Annotated in this window: 20 protein-coding genes and 1 other annotated feature; of the genes, 10 read left to right on the forward strand and 10 right to left on the reverse strand. The window is 46.1% G+C overall.

The window, feature by feature from the left end:
* Positions 1-69: 69 nt before the first annotated feature.
* Genes DVG79_RS01870 through DVG79_RS01880 form a run of 3 tightly spaced genes read right to left on the reverse strand, consistent with a single transcriptional unit; the run spans position 70 to position 2,536 of the window.
* On the reverse strand, positions 70-1,263 hold the full coding sequence (locus tag DVG79_RS01870) for an acetoin utilization protein AcuC (RefSeq protein ID WP_114595234.1): 1,194 nt from the start codon (positions 1,261-1,263) through the stop codon (positions 70-72).
* On the reverse strand, positions 1,260-1,892 hold the full coding sequence (locus tag DVG79_RS01875; protein WP_114595235.1) for an acetoin utilization AcuB family protein: 633 nt from the start codon (positions 1,890-1,892) through the stop codon (positions 1,260-1,262). The genes DVG79_RS01870 and DVG79_RS01875 overlap by 4 nt, the downstream gene beginning before the upstream one ends.
* 11 nt (positions 1,893-1,903) lie before the next feature.
* Positions 1,904-2,536 carry a GNAT family N-acetyltransferase gene (locus DVG79_RS01880; RefSeq protein WP_114595236.1) on the reverse strand — a complete coding sequence of 211 codons (633 nt, stop codon included), beginning with the start codon at positions 2,534-2,536 and terminating at the stop codon, positions 1,904-1,906.
* Between the two features lie 146 nt (positions 2,537-2,682).
* On the opposite strand from DVG79_RS01880, the gene acsA reads away from it, so the two are divergent.
* A complete protein-coding gene (gene acsA, locus DVG79_RS01885) occupies positions 2,683-4,386 on the forward strand; it encodes an acetate--CoA ligase (protein WP_114595237.1) in 1,704 nt (567 codons plus the stop codon).
* Between the two features lie 132 nt (positions 4,387-4,518).
* Here the strand turns inward: acsA and DVG79_RS01890 are convergent, their stop codons facing one another.
* Positions 4,519-7,134, reverse strand: a complete 2,616-nt coding sequence (locus tag DVG79_RS01890) for a transglycosylase domain-containing protein (RefSeq protein WP_114595238.1) — start codon at positions 7,132-7,134, stop codon at positions 4,519-4,521.
* A 150-nt stretch (positions 7,135-7,284) separates the two neighbouring features.
* Positions 7,285-7,486 (forward strand) — a binding site (T-box leader).
* 48 nt (positions 7,487-7,534) lie between these two features.
* Here DVG79_RS01890 and tyrS point away from each other — a divergent pair.
* Complete coding sequence (tyrS, locus tag DVG79_RS01895; RefSeq protein ID WP_114595239.1) at positions 7,535-8,782, forward strand: tyrosine--tRNA ligase; 1,248 nt, start codon at positions 7,535-7,537, stop codon at positions 8,780-8,782.
* Between the two features lie 39 nt (positions 8,783-8,821).
* Here the strand turns inward: tyrS and DVG79_RS01900 are convergent, their stop codons facing one another.
* The 3 genes from DVG79_RS01900 to DVG79_RS01910 form a co-directional block, all read right to left on the reverse strand.
* Positions 8,822-9,349 (reverse strand): biotin transporter BioY, encoded by a 528-nt coding sequence (locus DVG79_RS01900; RefSeq protein WP_114595240.1) that lies wholly within the window; start codon positions 9,347-9,349, stop codon positions 8,822-8,824.
* Between the two features lie 118 nt (positions 9,350-9,467).
* Positions 9,468-10,067, reverse strand: a complete 600-nt coding sequence (gene rpsD, locus DVG79_RS01905) for a 30S ribosomal protein S4 (RefSeq protein WP_012371102.1) — start codon at positions 10,065-10,067, stop codon at positions 9,468-9,470.
* 225 nt (positions 10,068-10,292) lie between these two features.
* A complete protein-coding gene (locus tag DVG79_RS01910; protein ID WP_114595241.1) occupies positions 10,293-10,778 on the reverse strand; it encodes a GAF domain-containing protein in 486 nt (161 codons plus the stop codon).
* Positions 10,779-10,997: 219 nt separating this feature from the next.
* Here DVG79_RS01910 and ezrA point away from each other — a divergent pair, with 219 nt between their 5' ends.
* Complete coding sequence (gene ezrA, locus DVG79_RS01915; protein WP_114595242.1) at positions 10,998-12,704, forward strand: septation ring formation regulator EzrA; 1,707 nt, start codon at positions 10,998-11,000, stop codon at positions 12,702-12,704.
* 68 nt (positions 12,705-12,772) lie between these two features.
* Positions 12,773-14,332, forward strand: coding sequence for an amidohydrolase (locus DVG79_RS01920; protein ID WP_114595243.1), 1,560 nt, complete (start codon positions 12,773-12,775; stop codon positions 14,330-14,332).
* A gap of 34 nt (positions 14,333-14,366) precedes the next feature.
* On the opposite strand, the gene DVG79_RS01925 is transcribed toward DVG79_RS01920, so the two are convergent.
* Positions 14,367-15,182, reverse strand: coding sequence for an NAD kinase (locus DVG79_RS01925; RefSeq protein WP_026827725.1), 816 nt, complete (start codon positions 15,180-15,182; stop codon positions 14,367-14,369).
* A 164-nt stretch (positions 15,183-15,346) separates the two neighbouring features.
* Here DVG79_RS01925 and tpx point away from each other — a divergent pair, with 164 nt between their 5' ends.
* From tpx to DVG79_RS01945, 4 genes are all read left to right on the forward strand, one after another.
* Positions 15,347-15,853 (forward strand): thiol peroxidase, encoded by a 507-nt coding sequence (tpx, locus tag DVG79_RS01930; protein WP_114596537.1) that lies wholly within the window; start codon positions 15,347-15,349, stop codon positions 15,851-15,853.
* A gap of 103 nt (positions 15,854-15,956) precedes the next feature.
* The gene (locus tag DVG79_RS01935) at positions 15,957-16,865 is read left to right on the forward strand and encodes a class I SAM-dependent methyltransferase (protein ID WP_114595244.1); all 909 of its coding nucleotides are present in this window, start codon (positions 15,957-15,959) and stop codon (positions 16,863-16,865) included.
* A gap of 120 nt (positions 16,866-16,985) precedes the next feature.
* Positions 16,986-18,197 carry an acetate kinase gene (locus DVG79_RS01940; RefSeq protein WP_114595245.1) on the forward strand — a complete coding sequence of 404 codons (1,212 nt, stop codon included), beginning with the start codon at positions 16,986-16,988 and terminating at the stop codon, positions 18,195-18,197.
* A 339-nt stretch (positions 18,198-18,536) separates the two neighbouring features.
* Entirely contained in the window at positions 18,537-19,142 is a 606-nt protein-coding gene (locus tag DVG79_RS01945; RefSeq protein ID WP_233494505.1) for a 3D domain-containing protein, read from the forward strand.
* A gap of 93 nt (positions 19,143-19,235) precedes the next feature.
* Here the strand turns inward: DVG79_RS01945 and DVG79_RS01950 are convergent, their stop codons facing one another.
* Positions 19,236-19,673: a universal stress protein gene (locus tag DVG79_RS01950; RefSeq protein ID WP_026827730.1), complete on the reverse strand. Its 438-nt coding sequence runs from the start codon at positions 19,671-19,673 to the stop codon at positions 19,236-19,238.
* A 152-nt stretch (positions 19,674-19,825) separates the two neighbouring features.
* On the opposite strand from DVG79_RS01950, the gene DVG79_RS01955 reads away from it, so the two are divergent.
* Positions 19,826-20,551, forward strand: coding sequence for an SDR family oxidoreductase (locus DVG79_RS01955; RefSeq protein ID WP_114595246.1), 726 nt, complete (start codon positions 19,826-19,828; stop codon positions 20,549-20,551).
* 105 nt (positions 20,552-20,656) lie between these two features.
* On the opposite strand, the gene DVG79_RS01960 is transcribed toward DVG79_RS01955, so the two are convergent.
* Positions 20,657-21,769, reverse strand: coding sequence for a M24 family metallopeptidase (locus tag DVG79_RS01960; protein ID WP_114595247.1), 1,113 nt, complete (start codon positions 21,767-21,769; stop codon positions 20,657-20,659).
* 156 nt (positions 21,770-21,925) lie between these two features.
* Here DVG79_RS01960 and DVG79_RS01965 point away from each other — a divergent pair, with 156 nt between their 5' ends.
* Complete coding sequence (locus tag DVG79_RS01965; protein ID WP_114595248.1) at positions 21,926-23,236, forward strand: DRTGG domain-containing protein; 1,311 nt, start codon at positions 21,926-21,928, stop codon at positions 23,234-23,236.
* Positions 23,237-23,247: the final 11 nt, after the last annotated feature.

Below are 23,247 nucleotides of genomic sequence, written 5' to 3' on the forward strand. Positions count from 1 at the left end.
AAAGCTTATTCAGTATAACAAGAACTTGTGAAATGCCCACGAAGTAATTGTGAAAAGAACAAGACATTTTTAATCATTTGAATAAGGGGAGGAGAACGATAAGTGTTCTTTTTTAGAATCATCGATGAACGGCCACAGTAATCGTTTAACGGTCTCCCAGTTTTTTTCTTCGATTTCCGGACGACGAGGAATCATCGGATACAGCGGAACGGGATCGGCCCATGTCACCGGAACATTCGGACTCTCTTTTTGCCATCGCTGAATCCATTCTTCCGGAAGATTCCCGTGGAAAGGAGATTGATTCGTTAAAGCAGCAAATACTTGACTCCAGGCGCGAGGGACGACGCGGTACCAATCGTAACCGCCGCCACCTAAAGCTACAATCCGGCCGTCTGTGTACCGGTCAGCAGCCTCAACAGCGATTTGAGGAATCTGTTCGTAGCTTTCCATCGTTAACGACAGATGGGTCAACGGGTCAAGGGCATGCGCATCCGCACCATTTTGAGTAATGATCAGATCCGGTTTAAAGAGTTCGCACGCTTCAAACAGGACGGTTCGATAAGCATGTAAAAAAGAAGCATCTTCCGTAAAGGCGTCAAAGGGAACGTTCCAGCTCCAACCATAACCTTCCTCTGCACCACGCTCCGTCACCATTCCGGTTCCTGGAAACAAATAACGCCCGGTTTCGTGAAGCGACAATGTCATGACATCCGCCCGGTTATAAAACGCCCACTGAACACCATCACCGTGATGGGCATCGGTATCGACATATAAAATCCGGCAATCGTATTTTTGAATCATGGCTGCCATCGCAACGGCAGTATCGTTGTAGATACAAAAGCCGGAAGCCCGTCCACGAAAGCCGTGATGCAGTCCGCCTCCGATATGGAATGTCCGCCGGTATTGACCGGACAGGACGAGTTCGCATGCTTCAATCGTTCCGCCGACGAGCAAGGCTGCACTTTCATGCATCCGGTCAAAAAGCGGGGTGTCTTCGGTTCCTAATCCGTACATTTGCGCCTTCATCGGAGAAAGTTCGCCGTGTCCTGCGAGTTTCACCGCCTGTATGTAATCCGGATCATGAATCAACGATAATTCCTCGTCTGTTGCCGGACGGGGGACGACGCAGTCGACGTTCTCGAGGGCACCGCTTGCTTCCAATAAGGACAGGGTTAATTCAAGTCGGATCGGATTAAACGGATGGGAGTCGGAGAACCGGTAAGCGGCCTCTTCTTTGCTGTATACATAAGCAAACTCTTTCATCGGCTCATATCAGGACCAACCACGTCAAATCCTTCCTTTCGTAATTTTTCGATGACACGAATCGGATTCATCGTTTGGACACGAAAAGCAACGATCCGAACGTATGGATCATCTGTCGGATAGACTAAGACGTTTAAGATATTGACGTTTGTTTTCGCCAGGAGTCCAGCGATTTTAGCAAGTGTTCCTGCCGTGTTTTCGACACGGACTTCAATTTGTGAACTCGGTTCAAGTGCACCGGTTAATTGGACGAAGGTCCGGAGCAGGTCCGTTTCTGTTATTAAACCGACCAAGCGACGTCCCCGAACAATCGGAAGACAGGACAGGCGGTGTTCATAAAATAAGACCGCCGCATCTTCGATGAAATCAAGAGGGTGAGCCGTGATCGGTGTTCGTTGCATGATGCTTGACACCGCATTTTGTTGATCCTTTAAAAAAGTTTCCGGGTGAAACACACTGCTGGCACTTTGCATCTCCTGTAGACCAATCAAGCCTAACAGTTCCTTTCGGGCATTCGTCACAGGCAAATGCCGAATTTGGTGACGGCGCATCAACTCAGCAGCGTGAGCAATCGAGTTTGTAGGTTGGATAGTGATACAATGTGTCTTCATGATTTGTTCGATTAACATACGAACCCTCCTTAATCGTACATGAAGCGACGACGGAGCCGTAACGCATCAAAATGTGCGACGACTTCAGGTGCGACATGTTTACCGATTCGTGCCATCAAACAGTTGGCGGGATGCGAGGCAATTTCTGGATCATCCGTCGGGAAAAAGACCAGCCCACCGTAGTTCATCATTTTTTCCATGATTTTACGGTAATCCCAGACGGACAAACCGCTTCCCTTTAAATCCCAATGCCAATAATATTCTGTCGTTAAAATTAAATACTGTTCCATTGCTGGATCAAGCATCGAAACTTCTAAGAGTTTTTTTCCGATTTGCTGTCCCCGGAAGCGGGCCGCTACTTCGATGGCACCGAGTTCCAATATATACGGATTATTCCCCTCGCTCCATGTCTCATAAGGGTCGGGATATAGAAATGTTACATAGCCAATAATGTCATTTCCTTGCCGGGCGATGATGATACGTCCTTCTTCCAAAGCGGCAATTTCAACGAGTGCTTCATGCTGTTCCGCAGGTTGCCGGAAAGCTGTTAGACCTGGATCAAGTGTATAAGTAGCAAGTACCTGGCTTGTGACCGGTCCTTCGATTTCTACTGGACCAAGCGATGTTTCATGAGTACGATGATTGAATTGTTTTTCAAACATGTAAGCGTCACCACCTTCCTGTTCATTATAATCGAAAGCAGAGAAAGAAAGAGAGGGATTTTTTAACAAATTGACGGCAAATTGATTGAACTACAGGCTAACTAGCTTATAATGTAGGAGAGAACAGCGAAGGGGAGGAACGAGACATGAAAGTTTTGAAAGCGCTTCCGGGGAAGCATTGGTTATCCGAATATGATGGTTCAGATTCATACGATTGGCAAGAAGCGGAACAATATTTTTCGTGGTCGACGACGGGGAAAGTCAACATGGCCTACGAAGCAATCGATCGTCATGCAGAAGGTGAACGTGCCAATAAGACGGCGCTGATTTATTTTGACGGGACAACGGAGCAAACGTTTACGTATGCTGATATGAAACGAATGACAAATAAAGCGGCCAACGTCCTAAAAGATGCGGGTATCGAAGCGGGAGATCGGATTTTCATTTTCATGCCACGTTCGCCCGAATTGTATTTTGCATTACTGGGGGCATTGAAAGTCGGCGCGATCGTCGGCCCGTTATTTGAAGCTTTCATGGAACAAGCAGTCCGCGATCGCTTGTTGGATTCGGAAGCGAAAATGTTGATTACGACAAAAGCACTATTACCACGTGTTCCTGTTGATGAGCTGACATCACTCGAACAGATTCTCTTAGTTGATGAAGACGTAGAGGAAGATGATAAAATCAAGGATTTCCGACAGTCGTTCCATCAAGCGTCTGAATCGTTTGAACCGGTCTGGCTGGACCGGGAAGATGGTTTGATTCTTCATTATACATCAGGCTCGACCGGTAAACCGAAAGGCGTCTTGCATGTTCAGAACGCAATGATTCAACATATGATGACAGGACGTTGGGTCCTCGACTTACAAGAAGAAGATGTTTATTGGTGTACAGCTGATCCAGGTTGGGTCACAGGAACAAGCTACGGTATCTTTGCACCTTTTTTGAACGGTGCGACGAATGTTGTCGTTGGCGGTCGATTTAATCCTGACTTCTGGTACAGTGTCATCGAGAAATATAAAGTGACCGTATGGTATAGTGCACCAACTGCTTTCCGGATGTTGATGGGTGCCGGGGCGGAAGTTGCGAATACGCATGATCTGTCCAGTTTACGGCATGTCCTTTCGGTCGGAGAACCACTTAACCCAGAAGTCATCCGGTGGGGAAAAGAAGCTTTCGATCAACGTATTCACGATACATGGTGGATGACGGAGACGGGTGCTATGATGATCTGTAACTACAAATCAATGGACATCAAACCAGGATCGATGGGGAAACCGATTCCGGGAACGCAGGCGGCGATTGTAGATGATCAAGGAAATGAGTTACCTCCTTTCCGGATGGGGAATTTAGCGTTAAAAACACCATGGCCGTCGATGATGCGTCAAATTTGGAACAATCCGCAAAAGTACGAGTCGTATTTCTTTAAAGGATGGTATGTATCAGGTGATTCGGCCTATATGGACGATGAAGGCTACTTCTGGTTCCAAGGTCGTGTCGATGATGTAATCATGACTGCCGGAGAACGTGTTGGACCATTCGAAGTCGAAAGTCGCCTGGTCGAACATCCGGCTGTTGCAGAAGCGGGTGTCATCGGGAAACCGGATCCGGTTCGTGGTGAAATCATCAAAGCGTTCATTTCGCTAAGAGATGGATATGAGCCGACAGAAGAACTTAAACAGGAAATCCAAAAATTCGTCAAGGAGGGGCTGGCAGCTCACGCGGCTCCTCGCGAAATCGACTTCCGTGATAAACTGCCGAAAACACGCAGCGGTAAAATCATGCGTCGTGTCTTAAAGGCTTGGGAATTGAATCTTGAAACGGGAGATCTTTCGACGATGGAAGACTAAGTTTATCTTACAAAAAACAGACCACTTATTTCCGGAAAAATCGGAAGCAGGTGGTCCTGTTTTTGGTTTTGAGCGGGAACTAAAAAAACACCGACTCTTTTTAGAGTCGATGCTTTAGTGAAGGAACTTGGATTACTCAGCGTTTTTCTGCTTTTCATCCGCTTTCTTTTTGGCATCCGCATCGGCTTTCGCTTTTGCTTCGTCTGCTTTACGTTTAGCATCCGCATCGGCTTTCGCTTTTGCTTCGTCTGCTTTACGTTTGGCATCTGCATCGGCTTTCGCTTTTGCTTCGTCTGCTTTACGTTTGGCATCTGCATCGGCTTTCGCTTTTGCTTCATCTGCTTTCTGTTTGGCATCCGCATCGGCTTTCGCTTTTGCTTCATCTGCTTTCTGTTTGGCATCCGCGTCGGCCTTGGCTTTTGTATCGTCCGCTTTCTGTTTGGCATCTGCGTCCGCTTTGGCTTTCGCTTCATCCGCTTTCTGTTTATCCTGTTCGGCTTGTTTTTTCTTTTCTGCTTCTGCTTTTTTCTTCGCTTCCGCTTCTTTTTTCTTTTGGTCTTCCTCTTTGAAACGACCGGTGTTTTTGAAGTCATCTGGACTGACAGAGGCCGGCTGATTGAATCGGGCACCTGACTTAAAGTAACTGCTGTTTGCGTTATACGTCAGATTCGCCATTTGAGCCCAAAGATTTTGTGTCCGTTGATAGTACGTGGTTGCACCCATCAATGAGTTGTTTTGGTCATGTCCCGTCCAGACGGCAAGCGTGACACCAGGTGTTGAACCAACAAGGTACGAGTCTTTGATTTCATTCGTCGTCCCGGTTTTACCTGCCCAATCACCAGGTACCTTGAGTAATGAATTGGCATACTGCGCCGTTCCTTTATCAAAGACACCCCGCATCATATCAAGCGTCAAATAAGCGGTACGATCTTGGTAGATACGCTTTTTCTTTGATTTTGCTTTATAGATGTTTTTACCGTCTTTTGTAATCTTCGAAATGACATACGGTTTGACGTATTCACCGTAGTTGGCAAGTGTTGCATAAGCACCGGCAAGTTCGACCGGTGTAATTTCCATCGTTCCTAAAGCAGCAGACGGGGCATAGCGGATATTATCCGGAATTTCAATTCCCATATCGACTAACTTTTGAATCGAATTCGACATGTTCATTTTCTCGTACGTCTTAACGGCAGGAACGTTTAGAGACAATTCCAATGCTTCGCGTACGGTGACGTTTCCGCGGTAACGTCCGCCTTCGTTATTAATCGGATTATCACCTGGTTGACGCGGAACGGTCTGGTAATAATATTCTTCATCATTGATGGTCGATGCCGGCGTGATTAATCCATTTTCAATTCCGTTCGAATACACAAGAATTGGTTTAGCAGTCGAACCGATTTGACGTTTCGCCTGGAAAGCACGGTTGAAGTCATCCGCTGTTCCATCTGTATAACGTCCACCAACAAATCCTAAAATCCGACCGGTTTCATTTTGAACCATGACAGCAGCGGTTTCTTCCGGATCTTTTTTCGTGACTGTCTTTTTCGTTTTTGGATTAACGACTTGTTTGTATTGCGGCGCACTTGGGAAATTAGCCCCATTTTTAGCCGGTGTCTGCATCGCTTCGTGAATCTTTTTATCCAATGTCAAATAGATTTTATATCCACCTTGTTTCATGGCAATCATCGCCTGATCCCGGTAGTTGGCTTTGACTTCGGCAAGTTCAGAAGGTTTAACCTCATCTTCTTTGATCCCGTCCTGTTTCATGAAATAGCTCGTCATGATTTTAAGTGCTTCTTTTTCAGCTAAATCATAGACATACGGATACGTATCACGGGAACGTTTCGATGTTTTGGAAAAATCTTTTGTAATATCGTATTTTACAGCTTTCTCATATTGTGCTTTTGTAATGTTTTTCGCGACATACATTCGCTTTAAGACTGTTTTCATTCGGTTGGTACTCGGCGTCAAATCTTTTTTGACTACTCCACCTTGAAGATAAGGTGTGTAGTAGTAAGGATTTTTTGGAATACCTGCGAGGAAAGCAGCTTGTGGTAACGTCAATTTTTTGGCCGGTTTGTTAAACACACCACGCGACGCTGCTTCGATTCCGGCGATGTTTCGCCCAAGTGAATTTCGACCAAACGAAACGACATTCAGATAAGCTTGCAGGATCTCATCTTTTGTCATCGCATTTTCGAGACGAAGAGCCAAAATGATTTCTTTGGCTTTCCGTTCAAACGAGACTTCATTCGTCAGGATTTGGTTTTTGATCAGCTGTTGTGTCAACGTACTTCCGCCTGTCCGGGAAGACGAGTTCGTCACCTCTTGTAAGACGGCACGTAATGTGGCTTTTGGGACGACTCCATCATGCTCGTAAAAATCAACATCTTCCGTTGAGAGGACCGCATCAAGCAGATAAGGAGAAATCTCCTTAATATTGACAGGTTGACGTTCTTCGTCCGTGGCAATGTTCGTCAGCTTTTCGCCACTTCCCCAATAAATCTCACTCGTAATGGCATAACTGTTTACTTGTTGTTTCATTTCTGTCAGTTTCGGTGCTTTCGTATCTTTGACAAGCGAAGCGAAATAGCCGCCAGCTGCTCCGACAGAAAAACTTCCGACCAACAGGACCCCTATAATGAGGAATAAAATGATATTCCAAGAAACGTCGTATGTGATATTTGACCAGTGCCGAACGGCTTTCGTCCGGGGATGATTCCAAAACTTGAACCAGTTCTCGCGCATAAATGATCTCCTTTACATCTTAAACTTGGGTGTAAATTAACATTAAATCACAGATAGACGTATTATACCATAACTGAAGTATTAGAAAATGGCTTGACAGTGGATTCTGCTTCAACGTATCATGGAAACATCTTAATCAAATGTATAGTAGAATCAGCTGTGATTGGAAAAAAGTAATGAACCGCTCCCTGTATCAGAGACCTAGTGGTGCTGCGAACTAGGACATAGCGCTTCATGAATTACGCTTCCAGGAGCTTCTTGAGAAATCAGGCGGTCTGCCCCGTTATCGGCAATCTAAGTGGCATGAGGTTCATGCAATTAGGGTGGTACCACGGAATATTCCGTCCCTTCGTTCAGACGAGGGGACGGTTTTTTTTAGACTATTTTAGGGGGAAGACAGATGACGTTACTGGAAGATTTAGAGTTTCGCGGATTGATCAGTCAAATGACAGACGAAGAAGGAATTAAAGAATTACTTGAAAGTCCGACGACACTATACACTGGATTTGATCCAACGGCAGATTCGCTCCACATCGGACACTTGCTGCCGATTCTTGTGTTAAAACGATTCCAACAGGCGGGACATCATGCGATTGGACTAGTCGGAGGGGCGACGGGAATGATTGGTGACCCGAGTGGCCGCTCGACAGAACGTTCATTGAATACATCGGATATCGTCGAAGAATTCGCCAACCGGATTAAAGGACAATTGTCACGCTTTTTACCGCTTGATGGCGAAAATCCCGTAACGATTGCAAATAATCTTGACTGGACAAAGGATTTGACAATCATTGATTTCTTGCGCGACATCGGGAAACATTTCCCGATCAGCTACATGTTGGCGAAGGACTCCGTTGACTCACGTCTGCAAAACGGAATCTCGTTCACAGAGTTCTCCTACATGTTGCTGCAATCATTTGATTTCTTAAAGCTGTACGAAAATGAAGGGTGCCGCCTGCAGGTCGGTGGAAGTGACCAATGGGGGAACATCACGGCAGGAATGGAATTGATTCGCCGTGTCGGTCACGATCAAAAGGCTTTTGGAATCACAGTGCCTCTCGTTACGAAATCGGATGGTCAAAAATTCGGAAAAACAGCTGGCGGCGCAGTCTGGCTCGATGCCGATAAAACGACACCGTACGAGTTTTACCAGTTTTGGTTTAACGTCGACGATCTGGATGTCATCAAGTTCTTAAAATACTTTACGTTCCTGACACATGACGAAATCAATGCCCTGCAACAGGAAGTCGACACGGCACCTGAAAAACGAGTTGCACAACGCCGGTTGGCAGAAGAAATGACAGTTCTCGTTCATGGCGCAGACGCACTTGAACAGGCGGAACGGATTACAAAAGCATTGTTCAGCGGTGAAATTAAATCGTTGAAAGCGGAAGATATCGCCGATGCCTTTAAAGGAATGCCTCGTTTTGCATTGGGAGAGGCAACAAACCTGGTCGATATCCTTGTCGAAGCCAAAATCAGTCCGTCGAAGCGTCAAGCCCGTGAAGATGTGACGAACGGTGCGATTTACATCAACGGGGATCGGGAACAGGAATTAACGAAAGAAATTACACGTCAGGATGCGATAGGTGATTTTACAATCATCCGCCGCGGGAAAAAGAAATACTTCGTGCTCGAGCACGCGTAAAAAAATAACGCTGACGACATTCGTCAGCGTTATTTTTGTTTAAGCGACACGGAATAAACGGAGAGGCAGTAACCGGACGGCAATCGTTGTTGCGAGCAATGCTTTCAGGACATCTCCGAGAATAAACGGAGTGTTGATTGTCAGGGCATCAAAGAACGATAGATGCAAGACCGCCATTAAACCGAACGTACCGAGCAGGTAAACAAGCCCGAGTCCGAATATGAGCATCCCGATGAACAGCGGAAGGAACCGACGGGTCTTTTCGGCCACGAGACCGATGAAGAAACCAGCAATCGGAAAAGCAATTAAATAACCGACCGTCGGACCGACGAACGGAGCGAGACCGCCTTTTCCACCGAGCAACGGAAGACCGGCAGCAGCAAGCAGTAAGAAAATCAGAACAGCCAGTCCGCCGCGTTTCGCACCGAGAATCGCACTGACCGTCATGATGGCGAGCATCTGGAGTGTAATCGGCACCGGACCGACGAGTTGAAGTTGCGGCAATAAGCTGACCGCGGAGATGATGGCAGCACCTAAAGCAATAAATGTAAGATCTTTTGTTTTCATAAGATGACACGTCCTCTATGTTTTTGTGTTAACCAATATAAAATAAAGGTTAACACAAAAAAAGAAAAAGGGAAACACAAAAAAAGCACCCACCGGAGTGGATGCTTGAAACAACTGATTAACGTGAGTAGTACTCAACGACGAGTTGTTCTTGGATTTGATCGTTCAATTCAGAACGCTCTGGAAGACGGACGAACGTTCCTTCGAGCTTCTCAGCATCAAAAGTAACGAAGTCTTTAGTTGCTGGTGCAACTTCGAGTGCTTCTTTGATAACGACAAAGTTCTTTGATTTTTCGCGAACTGAGATCGTTTGACCTGGTTTCACGCGGAACGACGGGATGTCGACGCGAGCGCCATCAACTTGGATGTGACCGTGGTTGACGAGCTGACGAGCAGCACGACGTGTACGAGCCATACCCATACGGTAAACGACGTTGTCAAGACGTGCTTCAAGTAAGAACATGAAGTTCTCACCGTGGATACCAGGCATTTTGCCAGCATCGTTGAAGATACGGTTGAATTGGCGTTCGTTTACTCCGTACATGTGACGAAGCGTTTGCTTCGCTTGAAGTTGAAGACCGTACTCAGACATTTTACGACGGCTGTTACCGTGTTGTCCTGGAGCGTACGGACGTTTTGCGATTTCTTTTCCTGTTTCAGTAAGTGAGATACCGAGACGACGTGAAAGTTTCCAAGCTGGACCTGTATAGCGAGCCATAATAAGACTCCTCCTTAGTGTTCGTTATTATTTGCATAAAAATAATAACGCCATCAAACCCACGTTACGCCCATTTCATGATGTGGCACCCTCGCTTGATAGCAAAGTTACACGATGCCCCTCCGGCAAAGCCGAGTCATGAAATGTGATACGTAAGCGATTTGACCGCTATCGTTATCATTTCTGCACTTTTACAAGTATACGTCTGCTGATTCCTGCTGTCAATCAAATATGGCGAAGAAGAATTTCACTGAATGCTTCAAGACCGGCTTGATCCGTTTCGTCGAAGCGATTGAGTTCCGGACTATCGATGTCGAGGACGCCGATCGTTTTTCCGTCTTTGATCAACGGTACGACGATTTCCGAATTAGTGGCCGCATCACAGGCGATATGTCCCGGGAACGCATGGACATCCATGACGAGTTGTGTTGTCTGATCCTGAGCAGCAGTTCCGCAAACTCCCCGTCCGAGCGGAATCCGGACACACGCCGGCAGTCCCTGGAATGGACCGAGGACCAACTCGTTTTGTTCCGGATCCATTAAATAGAACCCGACCCAGTTCGTCCGGTCAAGAAATTGCCCGAGTAAGGCACTTGCATTCGAAAGGTTGGCAATCTGATTGGTTTCCCCAGTCAATAACGCATCAAGCTGTTTATTCAGCATTTCGTATTGTTTTGTCCGATCACCATCATAAGTCGTTGTCTCAAACATGTAGCATTCCTCCTGAAAAATCATATTTTATTCATCTTATCGGGTTTTCACACGACTGACAAACAATTGATTTCAAGAAACATGTCTTAAAATTCGGAAGAAATTACTAAAAGCCCGAGTAAATCTATGCAAATCGGTTGCGCTATACTATTATAAGGATAAGATTAAAGCGAATTTCTCAAAATATAAAGTCGCTTGATAGGGTGGAGGTCGTAGCAAATGTGGGCATGGGTGATTGGCGTCATCGTCATCGTATTACTCGTCATGCTGTTTAGCATGATCAGTCGGAAAAAATATTATACGAAAATCGATGAACTTGATCTTCGGAAACAAGGAATCATCAGCGCGTCGATTCCGAAGGAGTTGCAAGAACTGAAGGAACTCCCGATGGCGGGTGAGACGGAGACGAAATTCACTTCCTGGCATCAGGCATGGGAGGAATTAGTGACAGTCCACGTCGCGCAAATCGATGAGACATTATATCGAGCGGAAGAAGGCCTGGATCGTTACCGGTTTGTTGCGGTTAAAAATGATCTGGAAGTAACTGAACAATTAATTGCAGAACTCGAAGGATTGATCGATGAGATGTTGGTAGACATGTCGACGTTCAAGACGAATCAATCAGTCTTGGCGGAGCTGAAGGCGCAAGGTGAAACCAACTCCAGTCAAGTTCGTAAATCGTTATTGTTGCAGGCGACGTCATTCGGACCTGCATTACCTAAATTAGAGGAACAGGCAGAGCAGATTGACCAGTTACGGATCGAGATGGTTGCCTTTGAAGAAGCCGGTGAAGTGACGAAAGCTTATGAGACAAGTTTATTACTGGAAACAAAAGTAGAAGAAACACGTCAACTCGTCGAAGTGATTCCACAACAATGGAAGACACTCGCTCACGAATTGAGACAGCGGATTGATCAGCTCGGAGCCGGTTATAAAGAGATGACGTTAGATGGCTATCCGCTTGAACCACTCGGTATGCAATCTGATATCAAACGATTTGAAGAACAACGTTTGAGTCTCGTCAAGAAGCTCGAATTCCTTGAAATTAATGGACTTGAAGAGAAGGTGCAACAACTTGCTTCAGATATCGACCAAATGTACGATACGTTCCGTCGTGAGGTCGATGCCCGGCACCATGTGAAAAAAGAAAATCAATCATTGAAGCAAAAAGCATTACGGATGCGTGAAAAGGTCCATCAATTGGCGCAAGAATTCAGCATGCTGCGGGAAAACTACGAGATTTCAGCAGACTTAGGAGAACATTACGAATCAATTCAACGGGATGAAGAAATGTTATTTGGAGCAGCGAAAGATTTAGATGAATCGATTGCAAGCCGAATCATTCCCTTCAGTATGCTGGAAGATCAAATGCGGGATGCTGTCCGATTGGAAGAACAATTGATGCTTCAATACGAACGATTCGCGGTTGAACTGCAGGCGTTACGGAAAGAAGAAACAGAAGTCCGTCAACGTGTTGCCGAATGGCGGCAATTGTTATCGACTATCCGCTTACGCTTAAAACGACTCGGTCTTCCGAAAATCCCGGCAGACGTCGAAGAAGCTTTACAAGCATCAAGTCGTTCGCTGCAGACACTGGAAACACGTCTGGAAGAGTTACCGTTTAACGTCCATTACATCGTTTCCCAAAGCGAAGATGTCAACGGAACGTTTAAAACATTGCAAGAACGGATAGATAAAGTAGTATTCGAAGTCACGTATGCAGAACGACTCGTTCAATATGCCAATCGATTCCGCCGACAAGATAACGAGATACATATGTCGTTGACGATTGCCGAGACGAAGTTCCTTGCAGGAGACTATGAACGGACGATTGTATTAGGGGAGCAAGTGCTGCAACAATTTGATCCTGATTCGATTGAACGTATTCGAAAAGCATGTGGTCAACCGGAAACGATGCATGCATAATCATCACTGACAATTCAGGGTGGCCGTCCAGGTCACCCTGTTTTTGTAAAAAAAGGGGAGCGATTAAGATGGGGAAACTGTACGTAAATGGAATCATTCGAACGATGACGCACGAAACTGATATTCACTCGGCGATGTTCATTGAAGGAGAACGGATCATTGCCATGGGTGAAGAAAGCAAATTACGGCGGCGGTTTGGAAGACGGATTCTGTCGATCGTTGATTTGAACGGGAAAGCTGTTTATCCGGCTTTCACCGACGCCCATATTCATTTGATCGGATACGGTGAAGCCATCGGACGTGTGGATGCGTCGCGTTATGCCACGTTAGCGGAATTGGGAAAAGCATTCGTCGAGGCAGAAGCCATTAACGGATTGCATGTCGCAGAAGGGTACGATGAAACGAAGCTTGACCGGGCACCGACAAAAGCGTGGTTGAACCAGCTTTTCCCGACAGAACCGGCTTTATTAAAACGAACGGATCGGCATACCGTACTCGTCAATGATGTTTTGTTCAAACAGTTGGGGTACAAAGCATCAACCGTCGTCGAAGGTGGGAAAATCGGATTACTCGAATCGGGAGAAGCGGACGGATTCCTTTATGATGCGGCGATCGAACCGTTGTATGCCCTGCAATCGGGCTCAGTCGAGCGGAATAAATCCTCGTTGCGGTCAGCCATTAAAGATTTGTACCGCCATGGGATTGTTGCCGCGCATACGGAAGATTTGGCGTATCATGGTGATTTAGAAGACGTCTTGCAAGCATACCGGGAAGTAACGGAAGAAACGGGATTCCATGCTCATCTGCTCGTTCATCATTTAGTCATCGATCAACTTATTCAACTGAATCCTGTCCTGCCGCCGACGTTGTCGACCGGTGCGATGAAACTGTTCGTCGACGGGGCGCTTGGAGGACGGACGGCATTGCTCGGCAGAGGATATTCGGATGACGCGACGACACGCGGCATCGAAGTTCATTCTCCGGAACAGTTGGAACAACTCGTCAAACGGGCACGGAGTTACGGCTTTACGGTGGCGGCACACGTCATCGGGGACTTGGCGATTGAACGTTTTGTAGCCGTCCTTGAAAAATATCCGGCTCCGAAAGGGACGCGGGACCGAATCATTCATGCAACCGTCGTACGTCCGGAGTTGTTGGCACGAATTCGCAAATTGCCGGTCTTGATCGATGTACAACCGGTCTTCCTGCTTGATGATGCTGATTTTGCGCAGGACCGACTCGGGTTGAACCGGTTGGATTGGGCGTATCGACTGAAATCACTTGCGGAGACGGGAGCGCTTCTCTGTGGCGGATCGGATGCTCCGATTTCGAGTCCGGATGTCCGGCAGTCCTTATATGCTGCGACGACGGGGACAGCAGGTAACATCAATAAGACGAACGAAGTGTTATCAATGTATGAAGCTCTGCTGTTGTTCACGAAAAATCCGCATATCGCAACAGATACACATGGGCGAAAAGGAATGTTGCTTCCGGGATACGATGCAGACTTCGTGATCTTTGAACAGGATTTCTACATGTTAAGCGGGGAAGCTGTCTTAACCAACCGGCTGCTTGAGACGGTTCAGGCAGGAAAAACTGTTTTCGAGGCGACACCCGTCATGAAGTAAAATAAAAAAACTGCCAATCGGCAGTTTTTTTGTTTTACAGGAAAGAACGTTGGATTTTATGCCAAAACGTATTATTCGTTAATTTAACGGTTTTGAGTTCTTTTTCCGATAATTGAATATCGACGGAATCTGTCCGCTTTAAACTGAGCGCTTCATTGTCCATTCCGATGATCGGATAGTCGTTGCCATCTTCGATGATGCGTAATGACAACTTACGACCGCGATTCAAAAGGAATGCCGATCCAAGTGTCCGGTACCGGTTGTTGTTGACGGAAGCAATCTCACTGACTTGAAGACAATGAATTAATGGATCAACGATTGCCCCAGATAATGATTTGTTATAAGCCGTTGAACCGGTTGGTGTCGAGATGACCATACCGTCCCCGCGGAATGTCTCAAACAGGAACCCATCGATATAAACCTCAATTGCCAGTGACTTGATGATGCTCGACTTAACGGAACATTCGTTCAGACACAACATACCCGGTCCACCGTTAATTGAAGCTTCGAGGAGCGGATAGCGACGGACTTCGATTTCGCCTTCAGAAGCACGGCTTCCGGTTTCCTTGAATATCGCTTCAACCGAAGAGAGATCATTGATATCGAAGTCACAATAAAATGAGTTCGGTCCTTCGGCAAACCCGACGTAAATCGCATCTTCCCGGAATCCTGTAAAGCGTGCCGCTTGAAGAAAGGCACCGTCTCCGCCGATCGAGACAATGATGTTGGCCTGTTTATGATCCTGAACGACATTCAGTCCATACCGATTTCCTACTTCAATCAGTTTACGTACCTGTGTCTCGTGTCTTTGTTTGTTACGGTAATACAGGTAGACATTGTTTCGAGCCATGGTCAATTCCCCCTTGAAAGCGTTTCATGAACTCTTTTATTATACCCGTCTTTGACAAAAATCGGTACTGCAAGCTCGAAGTGCGGGCAGAAATCTTGTGTTACCGTGGTAGCATTTCTATAGTAGAATGGAAAACGACATATGAATCTATCGGGAAATGGGGAATTTACATGGCAACATTTAAAGGGAACGCAATCACATTAATCGGAACACCTGTTGAAATCGGACAAGAGGCACCGGATTTCGAAGTACTGGCAACTGATCTTTCACCGGTGACACGTGATACGTATGAAGGAGTTCGGATCATCAGCGTCGTACCGTCAATCGATACAGGAGTCTGTGATGCCCAAACACGTAAATTCAACGAAGAAGCAGCGGCGATTGAAGGTGTGACAGTCTTGACGATTTCAAACGATTTACCGTTTGCACAACGTCGCTGGTGTGCGGCGAGTGGACTCGACAACGTCGTGACGCTGTCAGATCATCGTGATCTTTCATTCGGTACACAGTACGGAGTCGCAATCGAAGAACTTCGTTTACTGGCTCGTTCAGTATTTGTCATCGACGCAGCTAATGAAGTCGTTTATGCGGAATATCTAGAAGAGTCAACGAATGAAGTTGATTTTGAATCAGCACTTGCGGCTGCCAAAGGAGCCAAAACAACGAAGTAAGAATGGTTTACAAACGGCGTAAAACCGCTACAATGAAAGTAATGAGAAAGAACGGCTCCCAAGAAGTGCGGGGGCCGTTTCGTTTTGAAAGGATGGAAGACAGATGGAATCATTAGAAAAATTATATAAAGAATTGACACAGCAAACACGTAAATTAGAACGTGATTTAGACATGCCGTACCTTGAAGGTCTGACGGAAGTCATCGATCGTTTGAATGAACGGCATACGGAAAACGTAGAACCGGAAACCGTCCGCAAAGCCGTATCACTCGCCATTCTCGAAGGAATGAAACAGGCACAACCGAATCACTTGCCGACACCGGACAGCGTCGCATTGTTTGCGGGTTATTTAATCGGGAAACTAATCAAGAAGGAGGATGTCCGTCTGCTGGATCTTGGCAGCGGGACAGGCGGGATGTTGCATGCTGTCCTCAGTCAACTTCCGAAAGATACGGTTGCCGAAGCCGTTGAGGTGGATGAAACATTAATTCGACTGTCGGCATCTGTTTCTGAACTCATGGATTATCCGGTCAACTATACGCATCAGGATGCTTTGCGTCCGCTTTTGCTTGATCCGGTCGATTTAGCGATGGCAGATTTGCCGATTGGCTATTATCCGGATGAAGAAGTCTCGAAAACATATGTTTTAAAACGGGATGAAGGTATGAGTTACAGCCATTTCCTGTTGATCGAACAAGCGATGAATTATGTGAAACCGGGCGGGTTTGGAGTGTTTGTCATTCCGAACGGACTGTTTCAACATGATACAGAAGGTAAACTGAAGCAATATTTCGAAACAAAAGCTCATGTCGTCGGAATCCTCCAGTTACCGTTGACGATGTTCAAGCAGGAACAAGCAGCTAAAAGTTATTTGATTGTCCGGAACCACTTGGCGGGTATGACGATGCCAAAACAGGCATTGCTGGCCGAGTTGCCATCGTTTACCGACGCCCGTGCCTTCGGTGGGATGGTGAAACAGATTGATGAATGGATTAACACAGAATTAAAATGAAATGCGCAAAGTGATTGAAATCTGTCGTTAATTTGACTATTCTAGTGTAGAACAGAAAAAGAGCAAGACTCATACAGATGTGAATGTCGATCGATTTGAATGGAAAAGGGGAAATAAATCATGGCAAAGATTATGGCAGTAAACGCCGGTAGTTCGTCACTGAAGTTCCAATTACTTGAGATGCCGAATGAAACGATGATTGCAGTTGGTTTAGTAGAGCGCGTCGGAAAAGACGATGCCATCTTTACGATTAAATATGGCGAAGGACAGAAATACACGGATGTTCTTCCGCTTGCGACACATAAAGAAGCAGTTGAATTATCACTTGAGAAACTCATGGAATTCGGCATCATCTCATCGTATGACGAGATCAAAGGTGTCGGACACCGTGTGTTACACGGTAAAGAAAAATATGCAGACTCTGTTGTCATTACAGAAGAAGTCATGCAAGACATCGAATCTTACACGGAGCTCGGTCCATTACACATTCCGCCAAACTTGATCGGAATTCGTGCGTTCCAAGCGATTTTACCGGAAGTACCGCAAGTCGCTGTTTTTGATACAGCTTTCCACCAAACAATGCCGGAAGAAAACTTCCTGTACAGTCTTCCGTACGAATACTACACAGAGTACGGCATCCGGAAGTACGGTTTCCACGGAACAAGCCATAAATATGTCACGGAACGTGCTTCTGAATTGTTGGGCCGTCCATTACAAGACTTGCGTCTGATTTCTTGTCACCTCGGTAGCGGAGCATCGATCGCAGCTGTCGCAGGCGGAGAATCACTTGATACAACAATGGGCTTCACACCACTCGAAGGAATCACGATGGGAACGCGGTCTGGTTCGCTTGACCCAGCCTTGATTCCATTCTTGATGGAGAAAACCGGCAAGACAGCAGAAGACGTTCTGAATGTCATGAACAAAGAGTCAGGCATCTACGGTCTTTCTGGTCTTTCAAGTGACCTGCGTGATGTTGAATCTGCAGCAACAGAAGGAAATCACCGTTCGGAAATGGCGTTACGAATCTTCGCCAACCGGATTCATGGCTATATCGGTCAGTATGCAGCAGAGATGAATGGTGTCGATGCCATCATCTTTACAGCAGGTGTCGGTGAAAACTCGGATTCAATCCGTGAGCGTGTCTTACGTGGCCTTGAATTCATGGGCGTTTACTGGGATCCTTCACTCAACAACGGTGCACGCGGAGAAGAATTGTTCATCAACTATCCGCATTCACCGGTCAAAGTCATCATCATTCCGACGAATGAAGAATTGATGATTGCGCGTGACACGGTTCGTATCGGTGGATTGGTCGAGCAAAACGCATAATTCAATCTTTTTGAGCAAACGTCTGGATTACAACGAAAGTTGTATTCAGGCGTTTTTTGTTTGAAGAAAATCATCTCAACGGAGTGAAAACAGGTGAGGTGATTTCTCGTAATAAAAACGTTTGTTACAAGGTTTGTCATATAAAAAACGTGAAAACGAAAGTTAAACTGATTATTGTCGTAAAAACGGTTTGAAACCGATAAAAATGAGTCTTTTGTAATATAAAAGTAACAATGACGTCATCTTTTTGTGGTCTATATGTAACGGCACAGCTTCATTTTGTCATGTATATTAATGTAAGTTACAAAACAGGGACAATTATGGAGGAGAGATTACATGATGATGAAACGAATAATCGCTAGTGTTTTAGCAGTCTTGTTAGCACTCAGTTCGTTTGCAGGTCTTCAAGCGGAAGCTGCAACTAAAAAAAATGTCAAGTCGTCGGTCGATAGTCTGATTGTTCGCCAGAAAGCTACAACAGCGTCCAAGAAACTCGGTCTTCTATATAAGAATCAAACATTACCGTACAAAGCTAAAACAGGAAACTGGTATAAAGTAAGTTATAAAGGAAAAACGGCGTACCTCAGTGCCCGTTATTCGAAAGTCGTCACATCAAGCGGATCGAAAAAACAATCAACAGGTGGTTGGAAAACAATCACAAACGTTAGTGCAACAGCTTATACACCATACGATCCAGGTAGCGGTAACTTAACGGCAATCGGCTGGAACATCAAGAGTTCGAAAAAGAAAGTCGTAGCAGTGGATCCACGTGTGATTCCGCTTCGTTCAACAGTCAAAGTATATTACAAAGGGAAATTAAAAGGGACATATACTGCAGCAGATACAGGTGGTGCCATCAAAGGCAAGAAGATGGACATTTTGTACTACTCACGTGCCGAAGCGTTTAACTGGGGTCGTCGTAACGTCACTGTTAAATACAAATAAGTCATTTCAATCAATCGTACATTGGTGCGATTGATTTTTTTTGTGCAAAAAAGCACTTCCTCTTGAAAGAGAAAGTGCCCAAAATGAGTTCAATTAAAGACGGACAATCAAGACGTCACACTTCGCGTAACGTGTGATACTTTCTGAAACGCTACCGATAAAGAAACGTTCAACAGCGTTTAAGCCGGTTGCTCCACAGATAATCAAATCGACATTATGGTTGGGTGCAAGTTTTTTGGCGATGGTTACTTTCGGGGAACCGTATTCAATAGCGACTTCAACATCCTTGACACCACGCTCCTGAGCTGTCTTGACGTAATCATCGAGCAGTTCTTTTGCATAGGATTCGGCACGTTCGGTAATCGTCCGATCGTAGGCCTCAACAGTTGCGAAAGTCCGTGTATCGATGACGTGAGCAATGACGAGTTTGGCATTGTTTCGAAGTGAGACGTCAATCGCCGTTTCAAAAGCGCGTTCTGCCTCTTTTGATCCGTCGACTGCTACTAAAATGTTATGATATACGATTGCCATCTTGTATCCATCCCTTCGTATTCGTCTGATTTTACACCCTTATTATACCATTCCCTCAATTAGAAGGTGAGGAACATTTAAGGAGATTTTAAAATTGTTCTTCGACAGCGGAACCCGTAAGATGGAAATAGATGAAAGGAGGCGATGCCAAGATGAGGCACGCATTAATTACAGCAGGAACAAAAGGACTCGGTGAGATGGTGACCCGTCGCTTGCTCGAGGAGGGTTGGCATGTAACAGCGCTTCACCGTTCAGAACCGACGTTTTTTCACGAACGGCTTCATTTGATTAAAGCGGACGTCACGCAGCAAGATCAATTAATGGATGCGGTTGAACAAACGATGACTGCCCACGGTCGGATTGACGCGTTAATTTTAAATGCGGGACCGTATATCTTTGAACGGAAATCGCTCGTCGACTATTCGGATGAAGAGTGGAATGAAGTAGTGACCGGCAACTTGACAGCCAGTTTTTGGTTATTGAGAAAAATCCTTCCGATTATGCGTAAACAACAATACGGACGTATCATTACATACGGTTTTCCGGAGAGTGCATCGGCACCCGGGTGGGTGGAGCGGGCTGCATTCGCTGCTGCGAAAAGCGGTATGGTCAGTTTGACGAAAAGTGTGGCGCTTGAAGAGGCGGAACATGGCATTACGGTAAACATGGTCAATCCCGGTAATATCGTAGGTGACAATAAGTCGAAACGGATTGAACAGGCGACAGCGGATGAGCAGACGCCGGTCGGACGGACGGGTGTCGGAGAAGATATCGCGCGGACGATTTCGTTTTTAGTAGCGGAAGAATCCAGTCTGATTACGGGGGCGGTTCTTGATGTGACCGGCGGGGTCAATGTTGTGCATCAATCCCGTCCGTAATGATTCAAAAGAAGAAGGAACCATTGGATTTGATTGTATAGATAACAGGGGACGGAATTTGAATTCCGTCCCCTGTTGTCTATTTGTGTTAGATTCTGATTTCGTTTACTGTACGGCTGTTACCGGTAAGGATTGGAGGTGCTTCGGATAGCGGGTCAGTGCTTCCGGTCCGCTCTCGGTTAAATGAATGTCATCTTCAATACGGACACCGCCGACGTTCGGGACATAGATCCCTGGCTCCAGTGTATATACGATTCCAGGCTCCGCTGTCAGCAAGTTGTTCGATGCGAGTGACGGGAATTCATGGACATCGATGCCGAGACCGTGTCCGACACGATGGGTGAAATAGTCCCCGTAACCGGCTTGTTCAATCACATTCCGGGCAGCTTGATCTAATGTACCAAGAGTCACGCCGACCCGGCTGGCTTCCGTTGCTGCTTCAAGTGCTTGGAGAACTGTTTGGTAAATAGTTTGTTGTTCTTCACTGGCTTCCCCGTAAACGAATGTCCGAGTAATGTCTGAGCAATATCCTTTCCAAACGACACCAAGGTCAAACAAAACGAAATCGCCTTCTTGAATGACTCGGTCACCGGGCACGCCATGCGGATCGGCACTGTTTGCTCCGAATAAAACCAATGTATCGAACGACATCTCGCGGACGCCTTTCTTTTTCATTTCGAACTCGATTGTTGAAATGACTTCCATTTCCGTGACGCCGGGACGAATCGCCTGTTTGCCGATTTCGATTGCTTCGTCAGCTAATGCGGCTGCTTCACGGAGAATTCCAATTTCTTGAGCGTCTTTTTTAAGGCGTAATGCCTGCAAGGGTTGACCGATATCAAGAATTGCTGCATTTTCCTGACGGTCTTCCAACTCTTTAAAACGGCTGAAAGTCATGTGTTCGCCTTCAATTCCAATACGGTTATTGGAAACCGAAAATGTCTTCAGGGCTTCGCTGATTTTGTCAAATGGATGCTCGTGGTCCGCATACGTAATGACTTCGCCATCCCATGGACTTGCAGCGACGATGTTGGCTTCGAGCGCTGGGCAGAAGAGGGCACGTTTTCCGTTAGCGTCTACGATGACAGCCATCACACGTTCATGAGGTTCCGCATAAACACCTGAAAAATAAAATACACTCGCTTTTGACGTAATCAATGCAACGTCGATTCCTGATTCCTGTAATACACGACTAATCTGATTTGTCCGTTCTAACATATCGTTTCCACCTCTCTGTTCGTTTCATGATTCAGTATACCATCGTTAGAAATGGAAAACATTTCTCGCAAATCGGGACTAGTACACTTTTCATTCGTTGGAGTAGTACAGTATAATGACAGAAGAGTAGAATATAGGAAAAAGAAGGGATACAGCATGCCTACAAAACATGAACAGATCATCCGGCACATTGAGGATCTCGATGTGGGCGCCAAAATATCCGTCCGGCAAATCGCAAAGGACTTAACGGTATCCGAAGGTACGGCATATCGTGCCATTAAAGAAGCGGAAAATTTAGGATTCGTCTCAACGATTGAGCGTGTCGGGACGATCCGCATTAAAAAGAAACAAAAAGAAAATATTGAAAAGCTGACGTTTGCGGAAGTCGTCAATATCGTCGATGGACAGGTTCTCGGAGGACGTGACGGACTTCATAAGACATTGACGAAGTTCGTCATCGGCGCGATGAAGTTAGAAGCGATGATGCGTTATATCGATGTCGACAGTCTCGTCATCATCGGGAACCGGGAAAAAGCACATGAGCTGGTCTTGGATGCAGGAGCAGCAGTTTTGATTACCGGTGGTTTTGACACGACGGAAGACGCAAAACGATTGGCAGACGAAATGGAGTTGCCGATCATTTCCACGTCTTACGATACGTTCACTGTCGCGACGATGATCAACCGGGCCATCTATGACCGACTGATCAAAAAAGAAATTTTACTGGTCTCCGATATCTTAATTCCTTTACACGATACGTTTTATTTGCAAACGAACGACCCGATTGCCAGATGGCATGAACTCAATGAGCAGACAAAACATAACCGTTATCCGGTCATTGATGAACAGATGAAGGTTGTCGGTGTCGTGACGGCGAAGGATATCATTGACCGTCCGCATGATTGGCCGGTCGAAAAAGTCATGACCCGTCACCCGATCACTGTCGGAATCCGGACAAGCGTGACGAACTCCGCCCATCAGATGGTGTGGGAAGGAATCGAAATGTTACCGGTCATCGATCAGTACGGACGTCTGCTTGGCATCATCAGCCGGCAAGATGTCTTGAAAGCCCTGCAACTGGCGAACCGTCAACCGCAAGTCGGCGAAACGTTTGATGACTTGATCACGGGACAGATCAAAGCGGCAGAAGATACGAGAGGACCTTACCTTTCACTCGAAGTCTCACCGCAGATGACGAACTTCATGGGGACGGCTTCGAGTGGTGTCTTGACGACGTTGCTCGTCGAAGGAGCGACACGGATGTTGCGTCATATGAAAAAGGGTGACCTCGTCATCGAAAATGTCAGCATTTATTTCATCAAACCTGTTCAAATCGAGAGTACGATTACGATTCGAGCCAATGTGTTTGATGTCGGACGGAAGTTCGGAAAAGTGGATGTCGAGATGTATCAAGGTACACAAATCGTGGCGAAAGCACTCGTGACGTCACAACTGATTGATCGATAACAGGGACAGGA

Source organism: Exiguobacterium sp. RIT594 (genome assembly GCF_003339585.1).
In the GTDB taxonomy this organism is placed as follows: domain Bacteria; phylum Bacillota; class Bacilli; order Exiguobacteriales; family Exiguobacteriaceae; genus Exiguobacterium_A.

Coding starts and splice junctions, on each gene's coding strand:
- DVG79_RS01965 (WP_114595248.1), top strand. CDS start 21,926: ATGCCTACAAAACATGAACAGATCATCCGGCACATTGAGGATCTCGAT.
- DVG79_RS01920 (WP_114595243.1), top strand. CDS start 12,773: ATGGGGAAACTGTACGTAAATGGAATCATTCGAACGATGACGCACGAA.
- DVG79_RS01925 (WP_026827725.1), bottom strand. CDS start 15,182: ATGGCTCGAAACAATGTCTACCTGTATTACCGTAACAAACAAAGACAC.
- DVG79_RS01940 (WP_114595245.1), top strand. CDS start 16,986: ATGGCAAAGATTATGGCAGTAAACGCCGGTAGTTCGTCACTGAAGTTC.
- DVG79_RS01935 (WP_114595244.1), top strand. CDS start 15,957: ATGGAATCATTAGAAAAATTATATAAAGAATTGACACAGCAAACACGT.
- DVG79_RS01955 (WP_114595246.1), top strand. CDS start 19,826: ATGAGGCACGCATTAATTACAGCAGGAACAAAAGGACTCGGTGAGATG.
- DVG79_RS01950 (WP_026827730.1), bottom strand. CDS start 19,673: ATGGCAATCGTATATCATAACATTTTAGTAGCAGTCGACGGATCAAAA.
- DVG79_RS01910 (WP_114595241.1), bottom strand. CDS start 10,778: ATGTTTGAGACAACGACTTATGATGGTGATCGGACAAAACAATACGAA.
- tyrS (WP_114595239.1), top strand. CDS start 7,535: ATGACGTTACTGGAAGATTTAGAGTTTCGCGGATTGATCAGTCAAATG.
- DVG79_RS01945 (WP_233494505.1), top strand. CDS start 18,537: ATGATGAAACGAATAATCGCTAGTGTTTTAGCAGTCTTGTTAGCACTC.
- DVG79_RS01880 (WP_114595236.1), bottom strand. CDS start 2,536: ATGTTTGAAAAACAATTCAATCATCGTACTCATGAAACATCGCTTGGT.
- DVG79_RS01960 (WP_114595247.1), bottom strand. CDS start 21,769: ATGTTAGAACGGACAAATCAGATTAGTCGTGTATTACAGGAATCAGGA.
- rpsD (WP_012371102.1), bottom strand. CDS start 10,067: ATGGCTCGCTATACAGGTCCAGCTTGGAAACTTTCACGTCGTCTCGGT.
- acsA (WP_114595237.1), top strand. CDS start 2,683: ATGAAAGTTTTGAAAGCGCTTCCGGGGAAGCATTGGTTATCCGAATAT.
- DVG79_RS01890 (WP_114595238.1), bottom strand. CDS start 7,134: ATGCGCGAGAACTGGTTCAAGTTTTGGAATCATCCCCGGACGAAAGCC.
- DVG79_RS01875 (WP_114595235.1), bottom strand. CDS start 1,892: ATGTTAATCGAACAAATCATGAAGACACATTGTATCACTATCCAACCT.
- DVG79_RS01900 (WP_114595240.1), bottom strand. CDS start 9,349: ATGAAAACAAAAGATCTTACATTTATTGCTTTAGGTGCTGCCATCATC.
- DVG79_RS01870 (WP_114595234.1), bottom strand. CDS start 1,263: ATGAAAGAGTTTGCTTATGTATACAGCAAAGAAGAGGCCGCTTACCGG.
- ezrA (WP_114595242.1), top strand. CDS start 10,998: ATGTGGGCATGGGTGATTGGCGTCATCGTCATCGTATTACTCGTCATG.